Genomic DNA, 22,571 nt, shown 5'->3' on the forward strand with positions numbered 1-22,571 from the left:
GCGGTGGTGCAGCCCGTCCCGGCACCGTTGGACCCATGATCGAAGTCACCCGGCTGACCAAGCAGTACGGCCGCACCACCGCCGTCGACCGCCTCACCTTCACCGTCCGCCCCGGCCATGTCACCGGCTTCCTCGGCCCCAACGGCGCCGGCAAGTCCACCACCCTGCGGATGGTCCTGGGCCTCAACTCCCCCACCGCGGGCAGCGTCACCGTGGACGGGGTGCCCTTCCGCAGCCGGCCGCGCGGGCTGCGCCACGTCGGCGCCCTGCTGGACGCGGGCGACGTGCACGGCGGGCGCACCGGCCGGGCCCACCTGCGGGCGCTGGCCCGCGGCAACGCGGTCCCGGCCGCGCGGGTCGAGGCGGTGCTGGAGGAGGTCGGGCTGGCCGGGGCGGCCGGACGGCGGATCGGCGGCTACTCGCTCGGCATGAAGCAGCGCCTGGGCATCGCGGGTGCGCTGCTGGGCGATCCGCCCGTGCTGCTCTTCGACGAGCCGCTGAACGGGCTGGACCCGGAGGGCGTGCTCTGGGTGCGCGGGCTGTTCCGGCGCCTCGCCGCCGAGGGACGGACGGTGTTCGTCTCCAGCCACATGATGGCCGAGATGGAACACACCGCCGACCGCCTGGTGGTGATCGGCCGCGGCCGGCTGATCGCCGACGAGAGCCTGGCCGAGTTCGCCGCCCGCGCCGGCCGGGCCACCGTCACCGTCCGGGCCGCCGAACCCGACCGGCTGGTCGCCGTACTGACGGCCGCGGGCGCCACCGTACGGCCCGGCCCGGCCGGCGACCTGGAGGTCACCGGCCCGGACGCCACCCGGATCGGCGAACTCGCCCTGGAACACCGCCTGTTGCTGCACACCCTGACCACCCGCGGCGCCTCCCTGGAGGAGGCGTTCATGGAACTGACCGCCGACAGCGTCGAATACCCCGCCGGAGAGCCCCGATGAGCAGCACGACCCTCGACCGGACCGTCCCCACCGCCCCTACTGCCCGCCCCGAGCCGCGCGCCCGCTTCTCCGACCTGCTCGCCGCCGAATGGATCAAGTTCTGGTCGCTTCGCTCGATCCCCTGGGTGCTCGGACTGAGCGCCCTGGTCATCGTCGCCGCCAACCTCAAGTCCGCGCTGTACACCCGCGACCACTACGTACCGGGCGACGGCGATCCGGCGGCCATGGCCCAAGTGGCGCTGAACGACTCCTACATCAGCGCCTCCGCCACCATCCTGATGCTCGTCGCGGGCGCCGTCGGCGTGATCGTCATCGCCGGCGAGTACGCGACCGGGCTGATCCGCACGACCCTGGCGGCCGTCCCGGACCGCCGCGCGGTGCTGCTCGCCAAGGCGTGCGTGCTGGCCTCGGTCATGCTCGGGTTCGGCGTGCTCACCGCGGGCGTCTCCTTCGGCGCCGGCCAGGCGATCCTGTCCGGGCTCGGCATCGGGCAGTCCATCACCGAACCGCTCGCCCTGCGGTACGTGGCCGCCGCCGCGCTGTTCGGCCCGGTCTGCGCGCTGGTCGGGCTCGGCCTGGGCGTGGTGGTCCGGCACACCGCCGCCGCCGTGGTGGGTGTGGTGCTGGTGCTCTTCGTCCTCCCGTCGTTCTTCACCGAGACCTACCGCTGGAGCGCCGACCTGCTGCACGCCATGCCGCTCGCCGCCTGGAACCGGCTGGCGCTGATCTCCCTGGCGCACCGGCGTCCGACGGACTACCCGGCCACGGTCGCGGGCGCGTGGATCACCTACCTGGTGTGGCCGCTCGTCTCGCTGGCGGTCGCGGCCGTCGTCATCCGCCGCCGGGACCACTGAGCCCGACCTCCCGCGCGGCTCGGAAGGCCGCGATGCTCCCCGGAGCCCGCTCGGCCCGGCTGAGCGCCCGCGGCACGCCCCCCGTGCCGGCGGGCGGCCGGCCGGACCGGCGGGGCCCCGGCCGCCGCAGTCCTGTCCGCCCCGATCCCGGCCGCCGCAGTCCCGTCCGCCCCGATCCCGGCCGCCGCAGTCCCGTCGGTCATGACCCGCCCCCTGCCGCGTCCCGCCGCTGCGGAGGCCGCCCCGCCACCGTGTCCGCGACCGCCACCAGGAGCGCCACCAGCACCAGGCCCGCCGCGACCGTGACGCCCAGTTGGAAGGCGAGCGCCCAGTCCGGGTTTCGGCCGCCGGCGTGGGCGAAGAACACCGAGCCGACCACCGCGATGCCCACCGCCGAACCGACCCGCTGTGCGGTCTGCAGCACGCCGCCCGCGCTGCCCGCCCGGGCGACCGGCACGTACTGCAGGGTCAGCGTCTGGTTCGGGGAGATCACCAGCCCGCTGCCCGCCCCGGCGACCAGCAGCGGCAGCGCCGTCGTCCAGCCCACCCACGGTCCCGACCACCACTGCACCGCGAGCGCCGAGGCCAGCAGGCCGGCCAGCACCAGCAGCAGCCCGGCCACCACCAGCCGCCGACCGAGCCGGCTCACCAGCCGCCCGCCCACCGCCGCGGCCACGCCCGAGCCGACCGCGAACGGGGTGATCGCCACGCCCGCCGCCAGCGCCGAGTAGTGCAGGCCCGCCTGCAGGTACAGCGTGAAGATGAAGAAGATCGCGGTGAACCCGGCGAAGTACACCAGCGACAGCAACACCCCCGCCGCGTACGGGCGCACCCGGAACAGCGCCATGTTCACCAGCGGCTCCCGCCGCCGCGCGTAGTGCGTCTCCCAGCCGACGAAGGCCGCCAGCAGCAGCACCGCCACCGGCAGCAGCAGCCAGCGGGCCGGGCTGTGCCACTGCTTCTCCTGGACGAACGGCAGCAGCAGCGCCACCGTCCCGGCGCCGAGCAGCAGCACGCCGACCGGGTCGAAGTCGCGGTGCCCGGCCCGCTCGGCGGCGGGCGGGGGCGGCGGGAGCAGCCGGTGGGCGATCGGCAGGGCGGCGACGCCGATCGGCAGGTTGACCAGGAACACCCAGCGCCAGCCGTCCTGCGGGCCGAACAGGTGGATCAGCAGGCCGCCGAGCAGCGGGCCGACGGCGGTGGACAGCCCGATGGTCGCGCCGAGCGCGCCGAAGGCCCGGCCCCGTTCGGGGCCCTGGAAGAGGGTCTGGATGAAGCCGGAGACCTGCGGGACGAGCACGCCGCCCGCCGCGCCCTGGAACAGCCGGGCCAGCACCAGCCACTCCTGGTCCTGTGCCGCGCCGGCCAGCGCACTGGCCGCCGTGAACAGGGCGAGCCCGGTGAGGAAGACGGCCCGCCGGCTGCGCGCGTCGCCCAGCCGCCCGGCCGGGACGAGCACCAGGCCGAAGGCCAGCGCGTAGCCGCTGAGCACCCACTGCAGTCCGCTCTCCGACATGTGCAGCCCGGCCCGTACGGTCGGCAGGGCGACGTTGACGATGCTGACGTCCAGCAGGGTCATGAACCCGGCGACCAGGCAGACCGCGAGCGCCCGCCAGCGCCGTGCGTCGGCCCGCCCTCCGGCGGCGGAGGCGCCGGGCGGGTCCGAGTGCGCGGTGCCGCGCGGAGGCTGGACGGTCATGGGAGCCTCATCGTCACCCGGCCCACCGGGCCCCGCCACCCGGGCCGTACCCCCCGCCCGCGCCTGGTCCGACTGGCTCAACGCCCGCCTCGACGCCGACGCCGGCCGCCCCCGCAGCCCACGACTGCGCACCGCCGCCGACGCCATCGCCTGGCGCCTGCTCACCGAGGACCTGGCCTACGACCTCCCGGCCCACGACCCTTCGCAGAACGGCGCGAAGGTGTGGTGCCGAGGTCCGACCATCGCCCCCGTCCCGAAAGGGTCCGCTCCCGGCGCCCGATGGCCGGTGGGGGGATCGGGCGGAAGACTGGCCGTGGGGGTCCAGGCACGGTGGGAGCGGGACGATGAGCACTGGGCGGAGCCTCGCCGAGGTGATCGCCGCCGACGGGCCGTTGGCGCCCCGGGACGCGGCCCGGGTCGGCGCGCAGGTTCTGGCCGCGCTCGTCCGGGGGCACCGGGAGGGGCTGGTGCACGGGGCTGTCGAGCCGGCCCGGGTGCAGCTGGAGGGCGGGCGGGCCGTACTCGCCGAGTTCGCGGACGGCCCGTACGACGGGGATCCCGAGTACCTGGCCCCGGAGCGGACCGCCGGGCGGGCGCCAGGCCCGGAGACGGATCTGTGGTCACTCGGTGCCACGCTGTTCACGGCCGTCGAGGGCCGGCCGCCGTTCCCCGGCAGACGGCCGGGCCCGGCGGAGCGGCCGCCGGAGCCCCGGCGAGCCGGGACGCTCGCGCCGGTCATCGCGTCGCTGCTGCGCCCGGACCCGGGGCAGCGGCCGGGGGCGGAGTGGACCGGGCACATGCTCGACCGGGTGGCGGCGGGCCTGACCGTCGGCCCGGCGACGGCCGAGGCGCTGCCGGCCCGGGAGACGGTCGCGGTTGCGGCACCGGCCGGGCCGCCGACCGGACCACCGGCTCCCCGGGCGGCGGGGGCGCGGCGGCGGCCCGGGGTGTGGGTGGCGGCCCTGGTCCTCGCGCTGGCGGTGCTCGGCGGGGTGGTGTTCCTGCTGGTCGGCCGCGGGGGGACGCACCACCAGGCGGGCACGGCGAGCCCGTCGGTGCCTCCGTCGGCGACCGGGCCGCCGTCGGGCGTCCAGCCGCCGAGCACCGAACCGTCGGCTCCGCAGACCACACCCGCGACGCCCACGACGACGCCCACCACCCCGTCGCCGACCACTCCCCCGCCGGCCACCGAGTCGCCGTCGCCCGCGGCGCCCAGCACCCCGGCCCCCAGCACCCCGGCGCAGACCCCCGGGGCCGAGGTGCCGCCCGGCTACGTCCGGACCACCGACCCGGCGGGTTTCAGCTTCGCGGCGCCCATCGGCTGGACCAGGACCGACAACGGCATGGGCGCCGGCGACTACTCGCCGGACAACCGTGGCCACATCCTGCGATTCACCGTCGTCCCCAACCCGGCCGGACAGGCCCCCCTCGACGGTTTCCTCCAGATCGAGCGGTCACTGACCCAGCAGGGCGGTTACTCCCGGATCGACCTGCGCACCAACACCTACCAGGGCAACCCGGGCGCCTCCTGGGAGTTCACCTTCGGCTCGGCCCACCTGGGCGCGCAGTCCTTCCTCGCCCCGAACGGCACCGAGTACACCGTCTACCTCTCCACCCCGGAGTCCGACTGGGCCGCCTACCAGCCCGTCCTCGCCACCGCGCTGAACACCTTCACGATCCCGTGAACCGCGTGTCAGGGCCCGATCCGCTCGATCCGCCGGCCGTCCACCCAGGCCGACCAGCCGTTGGAGCAGAGGATGTGCGCCCAGTCCCCGGCCCGTTCGAGCACCTGCAGTTCGACCCTCCCGTCGATCCTGGTCAGGGCTGCGAGGGACGGGTCCGGCGCGGCCCAGGCGGACATGCCGCCGGACGGGACGCGGTGCGTGGGGCGGAAGACGGGCCCGACGTTGGTGGGGGCGGCCCGGGCGGCGGTGCGGGGGCCGGCTGAGCTGCTCGGTGACGTCCGCCGCGGCCGGCTTCGGGCGGTAGACCTCCTCGGGCAGTGAGAGGTCGGGGATCGGCCTCAGGAACTCGGCGGCCAGGTTGCACGCCTCCACGACGCCGAGCGCCCGGAGCCCGAACCGGACGGCCGACCAGTCCCGGCCCGCGTGGGTGAGGCCCTGGCTGGCCAGCGCCCAGACGGTCGGCTCGGTCACGACGAACAGCACCACGTCCTCCTGCGCGACGGGCCGGCCCGCTTCGTGGCCGACCACCTGGATGTCGTGCAGGGAGAGCAGGCTGATCCAGGTGAACAGGGTGCCGGCGAAGGTCGCCAGGGTGAGCCCGAGTTCGTAGGCCTCCGGGTCACCGGTCCCGGCCGGTTCGAGGTCCCCGGCGTCCGCGTAGCGGCGCAGCTCCCGTTCGGCGACGTCGGCGGTGACCTCCGGCAGGGCCGCGCCGGTCCGCCCGCCGGGGTGCAGCTGGGCGGCGAACAGCTCCGCGACGCAGTGGCTGATCCAGCGCCGGTCGGCCACCCGGAGCGCGTCCTGTTGGGCCTCCAGGACGTCCGCCAGGGAGACGGTGACGGGCGCGGGCTCGGGCCGCCGGCCGGCGAAGGAACGGAAGAAGGCGGTCTTGTAGGCGTCCACCAGCACCAGCAGGAAGGCCAGTTGCTCGGCCGTCAGCTCCTCCATCGCCTTCGGCAGCGGGATCGGCTGCCCGTTGGAGAACTGCACCTGGAGCTGCACCCACCAGGCGAGGTCCTGGGGCGCGAACGGGGCCATCAGCTCGTAGTCGCCGGACGGCCCGGGCCGCAGGCCGACGAAGGTGTCCTCGGCCCGGCGGGAGGCGTAGAGCCGGCACGGGGTCGGCGCGCTGTCGAACAGGGCGCTGCGGGCGTCCACCACCCGGTCAGGGGCGGCGAGCGGGCGCAGCACCGTCCCGACGACGGCGGTGGACAGGCCGGTGAACTCCCGGAGCAGTTCCGCGGGTTCGCGGGCGGGATCCGCCTCGTCGGCACCGGCGGCGGCCAGGTCGGGCAGCGGCGACAGCGGGCCCGGCTCGGGCAGGTCCACGTGGCGTGCCAGCGGTCCGAACTCGTGGCGGCGCAGGCGAATGGTGCGGGCCAGGCCGCCCGGCGAGGAGAGGTCTGGAGCCCCGGTGAGGACCGGTTCGCTGTCCATGGCTCACTTCCCTTTTCCGTCCTGCGGTTCGTTCCCGGTCGCCGGGCCCGAGGAGATGCCCTTGGCCACCTGCCCGCCCTGCCCGGCGACCGCCTGCGCGGCGACACCGCCGGCCTCGCTCAGGCCGGGCCCGGGCAGGGCGCGGAACGCGGGGAACGCGGCGCCGTGGCTCTGGACGAAGGCCGACAGGTTCGAATCGACCTGCTGGGCCAGGCCGTTGACCGAGGTGCCGAACTGCTGCTTGGACAACAGCTCCATCTGCGACGGGGTGTACATGCCCTTGCCGCAGTCGGTCAGGAACCTCTTCATGTCCAGGACCCGCTGGTAGACGGCGGGGTCCGCGCCTTTGTAGTAGTACATCATCGGTTCGAGCTTGGTGGAGATGTCCTTGGCCACGCCCCGGGCGGTCTCCTGCAGCGCGCTGCCGGGGCTCAGCTCGATCGGGTTCATGTACGTCTTGTAGGTGGTCACCGAGCCGGTCTGGGCGGCCCACTTGGGGTCGGGCGGGTAGGCGAGGGCGTCGTTCTTGAGCACCGGCAGGTCCTGGTAGGCCTCCGGGTGCTTGCTCTGGGTCACCGACTGCAGCGCCTTTCCGGCCTCCTGTCCGTCGGTGGCCGCGGCGTACGCCTTGTCGTACGCCTTCTGGAACGCCTTGTTGGCGTTGGACGGGCTCACCGGTTGGCCCTTGAGCGTCAGTTGGTCGGCGGTCCTGAGCTCCTGGAGCTTCCTGTACAGGTCCTCGGCCTTCTGCGAGGTGGGTGGGGCCTGCTCCAGCTGGGCGAGCGTCTCGCGGTAGGCCTTCTGGTTGAGGGCCAGGTCGCGGTCCATCCCGACGGTGCCCTTGCTCTTGGCGTTGCGCAGGTCGGTCAGGTCGTCGACGGTCAGTTCCCGTCCGCCCCGCCGCCAGCCCTGCGCGTTGAGCTCGGCGACCTGGTCCTGCTGCGCCTTGGTCAGCACCGGTTCGAGGACCCCGGCGTACTCGCCCTGGATCTCCGTGCGCGCGGTCTTCAGGGTGGCCTTGGCCTGGAAGTTCGAGTTGATCTCGATCGCCTTCTGCTTCAGCGCCTGCTGGGCCGCGGCGATCTCCTCCGCGCTCGCCCCCTGTGCCCGCAGAGCGCGCAGGTCGGTCGCCATCTGCTGGAACTCGTCGGCCGCCTTGCGCCCGGCGGCCTGCTCGGCGGCGAAGGCGGCGTCGGTGGCGGCGTTGACCGTCGGGACCGGGCCGGGCGGCGGCTGGCCGCCGTGCGCGTTGGCCAGCTTGTTCAGCGCGGAGGTCTCGGTGGCCGCCTCGGCCGCTGCCGGAGCGACGGCGCCCAGGCCGAGCCCGTGCAGCCCCACGGCGTTGCCGAGGTCCTGGACGAAGGCCAGCGCGATCGCGGCCCGGCCTGCCGGCGGGGCCGGGCTGTTGGGGTCGACGACCTGGCCGATGGTGGCCTGGTAGGCGGCCTGGAGGGTGTTGATCGGCAGCACCGCGTCGGCCGCGCCGAGCAGGGCCTTGCCGATCCCGCCCTCCTCGTAGCCGACGGCCAGGCCCTGGACGGCGTTGCGGCCGACCATGAACGCCCCGAGCTGGGCGGCCCCGGCGGCGGTCAGCGGCACCGCGAACGGGGCCAGCAGCATTTCGGTGGCGATGGCGACGTGCTGGACCCGGGTGGCGCCGGCCTCGTGCTCCTGGGCCTCGACCGCCTGCAGCTCGGCCGCGGCCGCCTCCCGCTCGGACTGGCCCTGCGCCTGGTTGAACACGGCGGTGGTCAGCTGCCGCAGCGAGCCCTCGGTGTCGGTGCCCGGGGCTCCGCTCTCGATCCGCTGCAGCACCCGGTTCGCCGGCTCGAACTGTCCGGGCGGCAGGTGGTCGATGAGGTTGCTCAGGTGGTTCTCCTGCGCCTCGATCCCGTCCAGCCGGTGGAGGTAGTCGGTGTAGTCCCGGTCGGCCTGGCTGCTGGCGGCGGCGAGCTTGACCCTGCCCTCGTCCCGGATCGTCTCCCGCTGCCCCCTTCCGGTGATGTCGGCGGCGGGGATCTTCGCCTCCAGGGTTTCGATGGCCTGCAACTGGTCGGGGGTCAGGCCCTGGGTGGGGTCGACGCTCTCGTGGAGCGCCCGCAGCTGCTGCCAGTACGACGGGTCGTACATGTTGGCGCCGTCGAGCGCGCTCAGCCGGTGCCGGATGTCCTGGGCCGGGTCGGAGGTGGGGGGCGCGTCCGGGGCGGGCTCGGGCTCGTCCTCGGCGGGCGCGGCGCCGGCCGGTGCGGTCGCGCTGTCGCCCGGGCCGGGTGGCAGGCCGGGCAGGCCGGGGATGCCGGCCAGCGGCCGGCCGTCCCCGCCGTCCCCGCCGTCCCCGCCGGGCGGGACGTCGAAGGGTTCGTGGAGCTCGGGCCCGGGAGGCAGGTCGGGCAGCGACAGCGCTTCTGGTTCGTCCGCCGGGAGCGGCGGGAGCACTCCGGCGTCGACCGGGAACGGCGCCTGCGTGCTGGGCAGGGTCAGTGCCGGGTCCGCCAGCCCCTGGGCGTGACGCCAGTTGAGGTACTGGTTGAACTCGGCGTCGGTGGGCGGGTCGGTGAAGCCTGGGTGGGTGGCGCGCCAGCGCTGGAAGGCCGGGTCGTCCAGCAGGCCCTGGATCCAGTTGTTGACCGCCTTGCGGTCGCCGGGCGGCATGCCGGGCTGCGGCTGCCAGGGCGCGCCGCCGCCCGCGTCCGGGCCGCTGTCGTCCGGGCCGCCGGTGTCCCCGCCGGTGCCCGGCTCGCTCGCCAGGGAGCCGGCCAGGTTGCCGAGGAAGGAGCCCAGGACCCCGCCGAGCGCGGCCGCACTCGCCCCGGCCGCCGAGTACCGCAGCACGGTGGTGCTGCCGCCGCAGCTCAGCCAGGCCTGCCCGGAGCACTCCAGCGAGCCGCCGTCGTCGGCGTGGGCCGGGAGGGCGTCGGTGAGTCCGTGCAGGAGCAGCACCGCGCCGACGATCAGCGCGAGGCAGGCGGTGGCGGGCGGGCGCGCGCCGGTGACGCCGATCAGGACGGCGGCCAGCGCGAGGGCCCCGGCCAGGCCCCACTTGACCGCGCTGTCGGTGACGAAGGAGGCGACGATCAGCGAGACGGCGGAGCCGAGCATGCCCACCGTCATCCCGGTGATCCCGGTGATCCGGTGGTGGCGGGTCGGCGCGACCTGCTTGACCACCGCCGACCAGATCCGGCGCAGGGACGTCGACACGATGCTCCCGAGCACGGTCGGCGCGCCCGCGAGCAGCCCGACGGCGAGCACCGCCCCGGCCGCGGCCGGCACCACCTGGGCGGCGAGCAGCGCCGCCGCCGCGCCCCACAGCAGGTGGACGGAGGCTGCGCGGTCGCCACGGACCAGCGCGCCGAGCGTCCGCGGCAGGGCGCGCAGGTCGGCGAGGAAGCGGGTGGTGCCGACGGCGTGCCAGTAGCCGACCACGCCGAACAGCACGGTGGTGAGCAGGCCCCAGAACAGCGCGCCCTGGAGGAAGTTGTTGTGGCTGGTGGCCGGCGCCCCGTGCGGGACCTTGCGCCAGCCGCCGTAGCGGACGGCGATCAGCCAGACGTTCGTCGCGTAGCCGATCAGGCCGCCGACCACGGCGCCGGTCACGGCGGACACGGCGTGCTCGCGCAGCCAGCCGGGCAGCTGCCGGGCGACCTCGGCGAGGGTGGGGACGGTCCGCGGAGCCGTGGCGGTGGTCATCTCGGCGCTCCCTCCGGTCCGCTACGGCTCACCGTCCGATCCGCGAGGGCGGCCCGGTCAACGGCGGCGGTCCGGTTCGCGTCGGCTTGCCGGTCGGCGACGGCGGTCCGGTCCACGATGACGAACCCGCCCGCGTACGGCCGGTCGGAGGTGCGCACCCGCAGCACGGCGTTGCCCGCGGCGGCGAAGCAGGCCGTGGTCGTGCGCCCGGGCTCCAGCCGCGGCGATCCGACGGCGGCCGGCAGGGTGTACGGCACCGGGTCCCCGTTGTGCAGGTCCACGCAGCCGTGCGCGGGGATCCGCAGGTACTGCGGGTGGAAGCGGCCGTCCAGCACCAGGGCGCTGGGGCCGGGCGCCACCCGCTGGCCGGCCCGGACGGTGGCCGGCGTGCCGAACGGCCGCTGCCAGACCACCAGCACCAGCAGGACGGCCAGCAGCGCGTACGCGGTGGTGTGCGGGCCGACCTCGCGCAGTCGGCCGACGGTGCGTTCGGGGTCGGCGGCCAGCAGGCCCAGCGGGGTGCCGTAGGCGAGGTGCCCGGCGTAGGCGATGGCGATCAGTCCCGGGCCGCGCAGGGCGTAGACGCCCGCGACGGGCGAGGCCACGACGAGGGTTTCGATCATCAGGCCCCAGGCCAGGGCCCACTGCCAGCGCCGGCCGGAGGCGAGGACGGCGTAGCTGATCCCGAAGCCGATGCCGTTGGAGAAGTGGAAGGCCCAGCCGAGCAGCCCGGTGCGCGGGTCGGAGGAGTCCGCGCCCAGGGCGAGGACGCCGTAGGTGTCGATCGGCGCGAAGAGCCGGACCCCGGCCAGGGCGAACGGCACCCGGAACAGGTCGTAACCGAGGGTGCCGAGCAGGCCGCCGACGGCGCCGACCACGAGAGCGCGGTGCAGTCGACGTCGGTGCGGGCGGCGGGCGGTGGCCACGCCGAGGGCGGCGAGCAGCGCGAGGCTCGGCACGGTGGCCGACCAGAACCAGACGGCGAACGGCGCCAGGCCGTACGACCAGGCCAGGACGGGGGTGACGGGGAGGAGTCCGAGCAGCGCGCACAGGATCGCGGCACCTCTCCCACCGGGTCCGAGACGGGCCCGGACCACTGGGCCGACCACGGTCGAGGTGCGTTGCTCTCCTCGTGCCCGCTCCGCCATTTCGGGGATCCGATCCGACCTTCACCTGCCACGATTCCACCGGCAGGTCACCGGGGGCAACCGGTTCGGGTGACTACGCTTCGAGGTCCCACAGCCGGATCGTGCCGTCGGCGCTCGCCGAGACGGCGCGGCGGCCGTCCGGGGTGAAGGCGACGGCGTTCACGTTCCCGGTGTGGCCCTCGAAGCGGGCCGCCTCACGGCCGTCCGCCGGGTCGACCAGCCGGGCGCGGTTGTCGATGCCGAGGTCGGCGAGGAGTTCCGCGTCGTAGTAGTCCGTGCCGCTTCCGATCAGCAGCCACCGGCCGTCGGGCGCGACCGCGAGGCAGAGCAGGTTGCCGGAGCCGACCTCGAAGCGGCCGGTCTCGGCGCCGGTGGCCACGTCCCACACGTGCAGCCGGTTGTCCATGGTGGTGGCGACGGCGAGGGCGCCGCGGGCGGCGAAGCCGACGGCGGTGACCACGAACAGCCCCTCGCCGAAGCGGCGCAGCTCCTTCCCGCTCTCCAGCTCCCACAGCCGTACCTGGTCGGCGCCGAACTCGGTCTGGGCGGCGCCGGAGAGCAGCAGCCGGCGGTCCGGGGAGAACGCGACGGCGGCGACGTCCGCGGTGTGCCCGGGGAAGCGGCGCAGCTCCTGACCGGTCGCCGGATCCCAGCAGCGGACGGTGTGGTCCCCGCAGCCGGTCGCCACCAGCCGGCCCTCCGGGGAGAAGGCCGCGGAGAGACAGCCCTGCTCCTGCCCGGGGAAGCGGCGCAGTTCGGTGCCGGTGGCGGTGTCCCACAGGCGCGCGGCCCCCCAGACGCCGCCGGACACCGCGGACCGGCCGTCCGGGGAGAGAGCGGCGCACTGTACCCCGTCGTCGTGCGCGACCCAGCGGCGGAGCTCCGCCCCGGTGGCGAGGTCCCAGAGCCGGAGGGTGCGGTCCGCGCTGCCGGACAGGATCCGGCGGCCGTCGGCGGAGACGGCGACGCAGGTCACGGGGGCAGTGTGGCCGGTGAGGACGGTCTCCCGGGGCGGCGGGCCCGGTGGGGGGCCCGGTGGGGGCCCGGGGGTGGTGGCGGAGGCGGAGGTCCCGGCGGGGGGCCTGACGGGGGACCCGACGGCGGGCCGGGAGGTGGGGTCGCGGTACCTGGCATGACGGCGCTCCGGCATCGGGGAAGGACCCGCCCGCGACCACTGTCGACGCTACGCCTGCCTCCGCTCGCGCTTCCACCGGGCGGATGGCCGCCCCCGCCCTACAGGCGGCCGGTGTCGAGTTCGAGGTCGAAGGGCGCCGGGAGACGGACGGACGTACCGTTCCGTGCGTGCTCGGATTGTCAGCCGGTCAGCCGCGGTCAGCCGGCCGTCCAGGGTGCTTCCGGGAGCCTGGCGCTGCCGTCGTGACCGGAGAACTCCACGGTGGTCGGCGTGCCCAGGCCCGCCATCCGCATCGTCACCCGGCGCAGCCCGCCGTCGCCGTCGACCCAGTAGGTCAGCGGTGACCGGCCGCCGTCGGGCGCGGCGCCCTGGGCGCGCGGGCCGGCGAACCGGTCGTAGCTGCGGCCGTCGATCCGGTCGTGGCCCAGCCAACGGGCGCCGGACTGGGCGAGCAGCAGCGGGTTGTCGGGGCGGTCGGCGCCGAGCTGGACCAGCAGGCTGAGCCCGGCGTCCAGCGGGTCCGCGGTGTACGAGCGCGGCGACCAGCCGGCCCGCGGCACGTGCTCGGCCTGCTGCCACGCCGGGCCGTCCACGCCGGCCGGCTCGGGGGCCAGGCCGAGGCCGCCGGTGTCCCAGACGATCAGCCCGTGGTCCAGCGGCCCGCTCGCCCCGGTGGTCCGGTAGCGGCCCACGCCCCGGTGGCTGCGGTAGTCCACGACGCCCTCGACCCGGATGGTGACGCTCCCGCCCTCGGCGGCCGTGAGCCTCACCCCCACCGGGCCGGCCTGGTAGAGGTTCAGCCGGGACAGGGCCAGCCGGGAGGCCTCGTCGGTGGTCACCGGCCGTTCCGCGGGCTCGTCGGAAACCGTCCGGTAGGCGACCAGGCCGCCCGCCGCGGTGCCGCACACCGCGAGCGCGACCAGGGCCCGGAGCCAGCGGCGCCGGTGCGGCCTGGGGCTGTCGGTCTTCGGCGTGCGGGCCATGCGGGTGCCTTCTCTCGTCGATCGGTCGGTCGTGGGGTCACAGCAGTCGGGCGGGCTCGGGGACGTTCGGTCCCCGGGCCCGCCCGGCCCGGCTCGGGCGGTCGTGCTAACCCTGCCGGACGGCCCTGCGCCTACGGGCCAGCAGCACCAGCGCCGTACCGAGGGTGAGCAGCGCCGCTGCGCCCGTCACGGCGAACGGGATCGACTGGCCCGCACCGGTGTTGGGCAGGTGCCCGGGCCCGGGGCCCGGCGGGACCGGAGGTGCCGGAGGTGCCGGCACCGGGGTCGACGTCGGCGTCGGTGCCGGCGTCTCGGTCGGGGTCGGGGTGGGCGTCGGGGTCGGGGTGGGCGTCGGGGTCGGGGTGGGCGTCGGGGTCGGGATCAGCCGGTTCACGGCCGTCACCTCGACACCGGCATCGAGGTTCTCGGAGGTGAGGACCAGCGGCCCGAACACCGTGACGTCAGGCGCCGAGTAGCCCGCGGGCGGGCTCACCTCCTGCCAGTAGTACGTCCCCGGCACCCCGGTGCCACCGCAGAGCCCGTCGGCGCCGGTCGTGCACGGTTCGCCGACCTTGCTGTCGGGCTTGTCGCCGGTCGGCTGCAGCCCGTCGGTGCCGTTGGTCTCGTGCCACAGCTGGAACTTGGCGCCCGCCAGCGGTTTGCCGTCCTGGTCGTGCTTGACCAGGCGCAGCGCGCCCTCCTGTTGACGGAAGCCGAAGTCGTAGGTGTGGTCGTTCTCGCCGGGCCCGCCGGTGGTCAGCGCCCGTTCCGGGTACTTCCCGCCGGTCGGGACGATGCCCTTCGAGTCGACGAAGTGGTTGTCGCCGACGTCGTGTTCGGTGGCGACCCACTGGAACAGCGGCCCGCCCTTGGCGTAGTCGGCCGGGTTGTCCAGCCGGATCGTGTACTTGGTCTTCGGCTTGAGGCCGCCCTCGACGTTGCTGTCGTCGAAGTAGTACTCGCCGCGCGCCGTGGTCTTCGCCGTGCCGACCAGCTTCCCCGACTCGTCGTACAGGTGGACGGTGGCGCCCGGAACCGGGCGCTGGCCCGGCAGTTGGAGGCCGCTGCGCTCCGGGTCGTACCAGACCCGGTTGCCGATCTGCAGCGGTGCCTGGTCGCAGAGCACTTCGAGGTCGCCCATCGCGGCGCCCTTGCCGAACGGCGGGAGCGGTCCGACCGGATTGAGGCGCAGGCCTCCGTCGGCCTTGCCGTCGCGCTTCTCGAAGCCCGCGCCGTAGCCGAAGGCCATGCCGTTGGTGTCGTAGCCCGAGGTCGCGATGGAGTTCTCGACCTTGGAGAACGCCATTCCGGCGTTCAGGGCGTTGTTGTGGCCGATCCGGTTGGTGTCGAAGAACCGGGTGCCCCGGGTGGTGGCCCCGCAGCCCTTGTTGGTGTCCAGCACGTAGGTGCCGTTCACCGGGCAGGCCTTGTCGAGGTCACCGCCGGGCAGGACGGTGGCCATCGTGCCGGCCGTCGGTCCGGCCGCCGACTGGTCGCCGAAGCGGTCCCGGAAGGCGAGCAGCATCGTGCCGTCGGTCTCGAAGGCGATCTCCGCCACCGCCGGCTCGGGGTTGGCCATGTACCCGGTGCAGGCCTGGCCGTTCTGCGTGGCCGGGAAGGTGTCCTGCCACGGGAACCAGCCGGCGCCGGGGCAGGGACCGCCGACCGTGGCGCCGCGCGGGTAGTCGAGCGGCTGGTCCAGCACGGCGCTCTTGAACACGCCGGTGGCCGGGTCGAAGGGCAGCACCACGGCCCGCAGGTCCGAGGTCTTGCCGGTCGACTCGCCGGAGCAGACCCCGCCGAGGTAGCCGGTGCCGTCCTGCAGGCCGAGGCCGTACGGTCGCCAGTCCCCGGGGGCCGGGCAGCCCGGGTCGGGGATCGGGTAGGCGGCCTCGGGCTCGGCGGCCGTGGGCTTGGTGGCGTCGTAGCGGTAGAGCTTGCGGTCGTGGAGGTTGACGACGAGGAGGTCCTTGCCGTCGTCGCTGATCTTGATGCCGCCGAGGCTCTCCTTGCCCACCGCGGGCAGGAAGGCGTCGTCGTTGCCCGGGCCGTGCGGCGTGGTGCCGGCGTCCGGGACGGTGGCGAACAGGGTGGTCTTCTTCTGCGCGAGGTCGGTCACGTAGATCGCGCCGGGGCCGCCGGGGCCGTACGCGGTGGTGCGCTTGGCCGAGGCCGCGGAGAAGAGCCGCTTGTCGGTCCTGTTCCAGGCGAGGCCGTAGAGGTTGCCGGTCTGCTCGGCCGTGGCCAGGTCGGTCACGGTCGCGTCGGTGCCGGCCACGCCCCGGGCGCCGTACGGGAAGGAGACCAGCGTGTGCGCCGATCCGCCTTCCCTGGGCGCCGGTTGACAGCCCGTCACCAGCGGCGCGTTCTTCTGGCAGTAGTCACCCGGGCTCCACAGCCCGGTGGTGAACTCCACCTTCTTGCCGCCGGAGAGGTCGACGAACTCCTCGTTGCTGCTGAGCTGGTCGGGCGCGCCGGCCAGCCCCTGGCGGGAGGCGAAGGCCGGGAACAGCCCGCCCGGCTTCGGATTCACCACCTGGACACGGTACTTGCCGCCGGTGACCTTGCCGGCGGCCGGCGACAGGGTCACGGTGCCGTCCGCCTTCGTGGTGCCCTCGATCCCGACGCCCGCGTCGTCGGTGAGCGTCACCCTCACGCCCGCCATGCCCGGTTCCAGCGCGGGCGTCCACACCCCGGTGGTGTCCACGGCCCGGATCACCCGGACCGTCACCGTCCCGTCGCCGGTCTGCGGGAAGGCCGACGGGGCCGCCGCCAGCGAGCAGGCGCCGATCCCGACGGCCAGGGCCACCGCGCCGCCGAGCGTGCGGCCGCCGAGGTCCCCCGGCCGCCACCGAGCCGGGCCGCGTGCGGCGCCGGCTGTTCGTTCACTTGTCGTCGTCATCCCTGCTCTCATCGTCACGTTGAGGCACTGTCCGGTGGGGCCTGCCGACCGATCTCGCGAGGGAGCCCGTGAGTGGCGGAAAGCCGCCATTGTTAACGGGAGCTTAAAGCGGGTTCGGACAAGTTCGCAGGAAAACAAGGAACTTTGACGGCGCATCAGACGTTTCGACGGCCGTCGCACCTTTGCGCCCCCGCCCGGCGTCGAGCCGTTGACCTGCACAGGCGTGCCACCCCGACCCTGACCGGACTCCCGGATACCGCATGAACCCGCCGACGGTCGAACACAGTTCCTGCCACATGTGCACACATCACGACCCCGGCTCACCCACCCCACCCGCAACTCCCGCCACGGCCCGGCCGCCACCGTCTGCCCGTCTCCACGGCCGGCCCGTCCCGGTTCGGCCGCCCCGGTTCGGCCGGAGCCGGCTCTGGCACGATGGCCGGATGCGCATACTGATCATGGGCGGCACCAGGTTCGTCGGCTTCCACCTCGCCGGCGCGGCCATCGCCGCCGGCCACGACGTGACGCTGCTGCACCGCGGCAGGTCCGGCGCCCACCTGCTCCCCGAGGCCACCCACCTGATCGCCGACCGCGACGCGGACCTGTCCGTGCTGAACGGCCGGGAGTGGGACGCCACCGTGGACGTCAGCGCCTACTACCCGCGCCAGATCCGGGACCTGGCCGCCGCACTCGGCCCCGGCGCCGCCGGACGGTACCTGCTGGTCTCCTCCCTGTCGGTCTACGACACCCCGGCCACCCCCGGCTACACGGAGGACTCCCCGCTGCGCCCCGCCGACGGCCCGGAGCCCGAGGCCGTCAAGGCGGACACCTACGGCATCCTCAAGGTCCAGTGCGAGCGCGCGGCCCGGCAGGCCTTCGGCCCCGACACCCTGCTGGTCCGCCCGACGTACGTGATCGGGCCCCAGGACTACACCCGCCGCTTCGACTACTGGGTTCAGCGACTCGCCCGGGGCGGCGAGGTGCTGGCCCCGGGCCGCCCGGACGCGCCGATCCAGGTCGTCGACGCCCGCGACCTCGCCGCCTGGATGCTCGCCCTGCTGGAACGCAAGGCCTCCGGCGCGTACCACGCCGCGACTCCCCCGCCGCACACCATGGGCGACCTGCTGGCCGCCGTCGCCTCGGCGGTCGCCCCGGACGGCACCGCGATCACCTGGGTCGCCGAGGACTTCCTGCGTGCCGCCGACGTCCCTGAGCGCGCCCTCCCGCTCTGGCCCGCCCACCCGATGGTCCTGGCCACCAGCACCGCCGACCCGGCCGCCGCCCTCGCCACCGGGCTCACCCTGCGCCCGGTGGCCGAGACCGCCCGCGACATCCCCGCGTTCGAGCCGCTGCCGGACACCCTGACGCCCGACCGGGAGGCCGAACTCCTCGCCGCCTGGCACCGCCGCTAGCCGGACCCGGGGCGGTGCCCGCGTCCCGGCTCGGCCCGTCCGCCCTGTCTCAGCCGGGCTCAGCCCGCGAGCGGCGGGTTGAGCCGGGGAAGGCGTCCTGGCGCCGGTACCGGACGCACGGGTACGGCGCGGTGCGGGCGCTCGCCGCGTCGAGGCAAGAACGCCGAGGGCCGCCGGGGGTGACCCCGGCGGCCCTCGCGCGGCTGCGGCCTGACGGCCGAACGGTTTAGAAGAAGCCGTCGTCCTCGTAGTAGTTGTTGACGACGACCTCGGGGCCGTCGTCGTCGAAGGCCTCGTTGAGCAGCGCCCCGCCGACCAGACCGGCCGCGCCGGCCCCGATCAGGGCGCCGGCGCCGAAGCGGCGGCCGCCGCCCTGGGCCTGCTGGCCGGGCTCCTGCGGGTAGCCCTGCTGGGGGTAGCCCTGCTGGGGCACCGGCTGCGGGTAGCCCTGCTGCGGGGTGTAGAACGGCGGGACGGTGGTCTGCACCCGCTGGGCGCAGGCGGCGCAGGTCTCGATCTGGCGCGGCACGCCCCACTGCGGCGACCACAGCACCACCGTCGTGCCGGCGCCGTGCGAGGGGTCGAAGAAGCACGTCACGGGGGAACTCCCTGCTCCTGGCTGGGTCTGCGGCTGCGGAAGGGCGGGTACGGGGACGGGCGCGGCGGCGGGAGCCACCGGCGCGGGCGGCACGGCGGGCTTCACCGGAACCGGAGCCGGCGCGGACGCAGGGGCGGAGGACGCCGCGGCTGCCGCGGGCTGCAGGACGTCCACGCCGAAGTCCGCGGCGATGCCCGCGAGCCCCGCCGCGTACCCCTGCCCGACCGCCCGGAACTTCCAGTCCGCGCCATGCCGGTACAACTCGCCGAAGACCATTGCGGTCTCGCTGCCGGCCTCCGGCGCCACGTCGTAGCGCGCCACCTCGGCGCCGCCGTCCGGGTCAATGATCCGGACGTACGCGCCGCGGACCTGTCCGAAGCTCTGACGCCGCTGCGCCGCGTCGTAGATCGCCACCGCGAAGACGATCTTCTCCACGTCGGCGGAGACCTCCGCGAGCCGGACCTCGATCTGCTCGCGGTCCGCACCGCCGCCGGAGCCGCCCTGGTGGCGGACCGAGCCGTCCGGGCTCCGCAGGTTGTTGAAGAAGACGAAGTTCTGGTCCGAGCCGACCTTGCCGTCCGCCCCGCACAGCAGCGCGCTGGCGTCCAGGTCGTACCCGGCTCCGGCCGTCCAGCCGAGGCCGACCCGGACCACCCGGAGACCGGGGGCCTGCTTGCCCAGGGAGACGTTGCCGCCCTTCGTCAGGGCCACACTCATGGGACTTCCTCCACCACCGTGCGACTGACGGGTACCGCTGTACCCGCTGTAACCACTGTCCGACCACGACAACGCTGTAGAAGTCGCGCCGGTTCCCGCCCCCGGGATCAAGATCGCGTCAGGACCGGACGGGCCCGGGTCAGTACCGGACGGGCAGTTCCAGCAGTCCGCGGGCCCGCAGGGTGGGGCGGTGGCGCAGCCGCTCGACCGGGACGTCGAGGGCGAGGTCGGGGAAGCGGCGCAGCAGGGCGGTCAGCGCGATCGCGGTCTCCATCCTCGCCAGCGGTGCGCCGAGGCAGTAGTGGATGCCGTGGCCGAGGGCGAGGTGGCCGTTCTCGCGGCGGCGCAGGTCGAGCCGGTCGGGGTCGGTGAACTGCTCGGGGTCGCGGTTGGCGGAGCCGAGGGCGAGCAGCACGGTCTCCCCCGCCGGGACGGTGACGCCGCCGATGGTGACGTCCTCGCGCGGGAAGCGGCGGATGGCGAGCGGGGCGGGGCCGTCGAAGCGGGCGAACTCCTCGACGGCGCCGTCGATCAGCTCCGGTTCGGCGCGCAGGGCGGCGAGCTGCTCGGGGTGGGTGAGCAGGGCCAGGACGGCGTTGGCGATGAGGTGGACGGTGTTCTCGTAGCCGGCGAAGAGGATCAGGAAGGCGAGCGAGGTCAGCTCGTCCTCGCTGAGCCCGCCCCCGCCGTCCTGGTCGTCGCGGACGGCGATCAGGTCGGAGAGCAGGTCGTCGCCGGGCTCGGTGCGCTTGCGCTCGACGAGGCCGGTGAAGAACCCGAGCATCGCCTTGACGGCGGCGCGGGCCGTCTCGGGGTGCTCGGGGTCCGGCGTGATGAGGGTGTCCGTCCAGCCGCGGAAGTCGTGCCGGTCGTCCTCGGGGACGCCGAGCAGGTCGCAGATGACGGTGATCGGCAGCGGGGCGGCGTACGCGGCGAGCAGGTCGGCGCGGCCCGCCGGGGCGATGGCGTCGAGCAGCTGTCCGGCGACCTTCTCGATCGGGGCGCGCAGGGCGGCGATCCGGCGCGGGGTGAAGGCGCGCACGACCAGGCGGCGGATCCGGGTGTGGTCGGGCGGGTCCATGTTGAGCAGGTTGGCGTCCAGCGCGGGCGGCAGCGCGAAGCCGCGGTAGTTGCCGGGCGCGGCGTGCGTCCGGTCGAGGGCGAGCCGCGGGTCGGCGAGGGCCTGGCGTACGTCGGGGTAGCGGGTCACCAGCCAGAAGGGCAGGCCGTCCGGGCCGACGACGCGGTGGGCGGGCGCGTCGGCGCGCAGTCGGGTGTAGCCGCCGTACGGGTCGGCGATCAGGGACGTCAGGGTGAGGTCGGGCGCTGTCACCGGCCCAGCCTACGGGGGTGGCGGCGGCACTCTGGCGGGGCGTCAGAACCGGACTTATTGTCAGGTGACATGACACTCACCCGTGGGACCGTTCGTCGGCCCGTTCGTCGGACCGCCGCGCTGGCCGCCGCCCTCGCCGGAACCCTGGCCGCGCTGTTGGCCCCGGCCGCCGCCCAGGCCGACCCGGTCGGCTGCCGCACCAACGCCGCCGCCCCGACGGATGCCGAACAGGCCCGCCTCCAGGACACCCGCACCGCCGCCTTCACCGAGCGCTCCGGCCTGAGCGACCTCCTCCACGGCTTCCCGGCCGCCCTCTGCACCGCCCGCACCGCCCGCCGCGCCGAGCGGATCGTGGACGCCTGGGGCCGGGCCCTGTGGCAGGCCGGCGTGGACCGCGCCCAGGGCCGGCGGCCCAGCGGCGAACTGCCCGCCCGCGACGACCGCCCGCTGTACTGGACCAGGCTCGCCATGACCGTCCAACTGGCCGACTGGCAGCCCGCGTTCGCGGTCGACCGAACCGCCCTGCGGGACCGCTTCGAGGACGCCTCACGCGGTCTGGACGGCGGCTTCGGCGCCGCGCCCGGCGTCCGCCGGATCTTCGTCAGCGGCTTCGACCCGTTCGGCCTGGACGCCGAGCCGCGCCGCGCCAACCCCTCCGGCGCCGCCGTCCTGCAGCTGACCGGGCAGCGGATCACCCTCGCCGACGGCAGCACCGCCGAGGTGCGGGCCGTCGTCCTGCCGGTCCGCTACGGCGACTTCGACCGGGGGGTCGTGGAGCGTGCCTTCGGCCCGCACCTGCGCCCCGGACCGCAGTCCGCCGACCTGATCACCAGCATCAGCCAGGGCTACCCCGGCCTCTTCACCCTGGAGGCCTGGGCCGGCCGCGCCCGCTCCGCCGACCCGTACCCCGACAACGTCCGCGCGCTCTCCGGCGGGACGAGCCGGCAGCCGGTCGACGCCCCCGACCTGGCCCCCGGGCCGCAGTTCATCCGCACCACCCTGCCCACCGACGCCATGACGGCCGTCCAGCAGCCCTACCCGGTACTGCTCAACACCCCCGTCACCGAGATCCCGGCGGGCGCCACCGACCCCGTGGACCGCCCCGACGGACCCACCCCCGGCTCCCGATCGGTCGCCGGCGGAGGCGGCGGCTACCTCTCCAACGAGGTCGCCTACCGCTCCAACCTCCTGCGCCTCACCCTCGCCCCCGACCTGCCCGGCGGGCACCTCCACACCCCGGTGCTCACCGGCCTGCCCGCGGACCAAGGGCAGCTCACCGCACCGGAGTTCGAGCAGAACCAGGCCGCCATCGCCGACCAGGTCCGCGCCGTCCTGAGCAGCGCCCGGCTCTGAGCACCGCCGCGGGCGGGACGGCCAGGAGGCGCTACGCCGGGTCGGCGAAGCGGGTGCCCACCGCCCGGGCCCGCGAGGCGGCGATCTCGGCGTAGGCGGCCTCCCGCCCGGCCCAGTGGGAGCCCTCGACGGACTTGCCGCGCTCCAGGTCCTTGTACACCCGGAAGAAGTGGGTGATCTCCAGCAGATCGAACTCCGGCAGGTCGCCGATGTCCCGCAGCGCCGCGTACCGCGGGTCGCGGGCCGGGACGCAGAGCACCTTCTGGTCCGGCCCGCGCTCGTCGCGCATCACCCACACGCCCACCGCCCGGCAGGTGAGCACGCACCCGGGGACCGCCGGCTCGCCGCCGAGCACCAGGGCGTCCAGCGGCTCGCCGTCGCCGCCGAGGGTGCCCTCGACGTAGCCGTAGTCGGTGGGGTAGCGGGTGGCGGTGAACAGGGTGCGGTCGAGGCGGATCCGGCCCGCCGCGAAGTCCATCACGTACTTGTTGCGCGACCCCTGCGGGATCTCGATCATCACCTCGAACTCCACCGCGGCCTCCTCCTCGGCTCCTGGGGAGCGCCGCCCCGCGCCCCGGCGTCCCGGAACGATTGTCGGCCGTTCGGGCACCCACCGAAACCGCCTCCGCCGTTCGGCGGACACCGGGGACGTCGGGGCCTAGGTGTTCTGTCCGGACAGGC

13 protein-coding genes and 1 pseudogene are annotated in these 22,571 nt (G+C 75.0%); 5 read left to right on the forward strand and 9 right to left on the reverse strand.

Translation table 11 applies throughout. From position 1 onward, the window contains the following. The first annotated feature begins 35 nt into the window (after positions 1-35). Together CRP52_RS02020 and CRP52_RS02025 are read left to right on the forward strand one after the other, a co-directional pair. The gene (locus CRP52_RS02020) at positions 36-947 is read left to right on the forward strand and encodes an ABC transporter ATP-binding protein (RefSeq protein WP_097234781.1); all 912 of its coding nucleotides are present in this window, start codon (positions 36-38) and stop codon (positions 945-947) included. After that, positions 944-1,801 carry an ABC transporter permease subunit gene (locus CRP52_RS02025; protein ID WP_097234782.1) on the forward strand — a complete coding sequence of 286 codons (858 nt, stop codon included), beginning with the start codon at positions 944-946 and terminating at the stop codon, positions 1,799-1,801. Before CRP52_RS02020 ends, CRP52_RS02025 begins: the two co-directional genes overlap by 4 nt. A 199-nt stretch (positions 1,802-2,000) precedes the next feature. Here CRP52_RS02025 and CRP52_RS02030 read toward each other — a convergent pair whose 3' ends face one another. Next, positions 2,001-3,500: an MFS transporter gene (locus CRP52_RS02030; protein WP_183107373.1), complete on the reverse strand. Its 1,500-nt coding sequence runs from the start codon at positions 3,498-3,500 to the stop codon at positions 2,001-2,003. A gap of 344 nt (positions 3,501-3,844) precedes the next feature. Here CRP52_RS02030 and CRP52_RS40740 point away from each other — a divergent pair, with 344 nt between their 5' ends. Beyond that, on the forward strand, positions 3,845-5,185 hold the full coding sequence (locus CRP52_RS40740; RefSeq protein ID WP_097234783.1) for a protein kinase domain-containing protein: 1,341 nt from the start codon (positions 3,845-3,847) through the stop codon (positions 5,183-5,185). Positions 5,186-6,625: 1,440 nt separating this feature from the next. On the opposite strand, the gene CRP52_RS02045 is transcribed toward CRP52_RS40740, so the two are convergent. From CRP52_RS02045 to CRP52_RS02065, 5 genes are all read right to left on the reverse strand, one after another. Further along, a complete protein-coding gene (locus CRP52_RS02045; RefSeq protein ID WP_097234785.1) occupies positions 6,626-10,309 on the reverse strand; it encodes a hypothetical protein in 3,684 nt (1,227 codons plus the stop codon). Next, complete coding sequence (locus CRP52_RS02050) at positions 10,306-11,457, reverse strand: hypothetical protein (protein WP_143685622.1); 1,152 nt, start codon at positions 11,455-11,457, stop codon at positions 10,306-10,308. Before CRP52_RS02050 ends, CRP52_RS02045 begins: the two co-directional genes overlap by 4 nt. A gap of 73 nt (positions 11,458-11,530) precedes the next feature. Beyond that, positions 11,531-12,607, reverse strand: a complete 1,077-nt coding sequence (locus tag CRP52_RS02055) for a WD40 repeat domain-containing protein (RefSeq protein ID WP_097234787.1) — start codon at positions 12,605-12,607, stop codon at positions 11,531-11,533. Between the two features lie 182 nt (positions 12,608-12,789). Continuing rightward, positions 12,790-13,575, reverse strand: coding sequence for a hypothetical protein (locus CRP52_RS02060; RefSeq protein WP_097234788.1), 786 nt, complete (start codon positions 13,573-13,575; stop codon positions 12,790-12,792). Between the two features lie 106 nt (positions 13,576-13,681). Next, positions 13,682-16,477 (reverse strand): SdrD B-like domain-containing protein, encoded by a 2,796-nt coding sequence (locus CRP52_RS02065; RefSeq protein WP_097234789.1) that lies wholly within the window; start codon positions 16,475-16,477, stop codon positions 13,682-13,684. Positions 16,478-16,920: 443 nt separating this feature from the next. Here CRP52_RS02065 and CRP52_RS02070 point away from each other — a divergent pair, with 443 nt between their 5' ends. Next, positions 16,921-17,889 (forward strand): NAD-dependent epimerase/dehydratase family protein, encoded by a 969-nt coding sequence (locus CRP52_RS02070; RefSeq protein ID WP_097234790.1) that lies wholly within the window; start codon positions 16,921-16,923, stop codon positions 17,887-17,889. 763 nt (positions 17,890-18,652) lie between these two features. Here the strand turns inward: CRP52_RS02070 and CRP52_RS39110 are convergent. Continuing rightward, positions 18,653-19,204 (reverse strand): annotated as a pseudogene (locus tag CRP52_RS39110) (TerD family protein); the annotation flags it as partial. A 139-nt stretch (positions 19,205-19,343) separates the two neighbouring features. Further along, on the reverse strand, positions 19,344-20,537 hold the full coding sequence (locus tag CRP52_RS02080) for a cytochrome P450 family protein (RefSeq protein ID WP_097234792.1): 1,194 nt from the start codon (positions 20,535-20,537) through the stop codon (positions 19,344-19,346). A 69-nt stretch (positions 20,538-20,606) separates the two neighbouring features. Between CRP52_RS02080 and CRP52_RS40325 the strand changes: the two genes are divergently transcribed. Next, positions 20,607-21,890, forward strand: a complete 1,284-nt coding sequence (locus CRP52_RS40325; RefSeq protein ID WP_097234793.1) for a pyroglutamyl peptidase — start codon at positions 20,607-20,609, stop codon at positions 21,888-21,890. Between the two features lie 31 nt (positions 21,891-21,921). On the opposite strand, the gene CRP52_RS02090 is transcribed toward CRP52_RS40325, so the two are convergent. After that, positions 21,922-22,422, reverse strand: coding sequence for an inorganic diphosphatase (locus tag CRP52_RS02090; RefSeq protein WP_097234794.1), 501 nt, complete (start codon positions 22,420-22,422; stop codon positions 21,922-21,924). Between the last annotated feature and the right edge of the window lie 149 nt (positions 22,423-22,571).

It is taken from the genome of Streptomyces sp. 1331.2, from assembly GCF_900199205.1.
Classification (GTDB): Bacteria; Actinomycetota; Actinomycetes; order Streptomycetales; family Streptomycetaceae; genus Kitasatospora.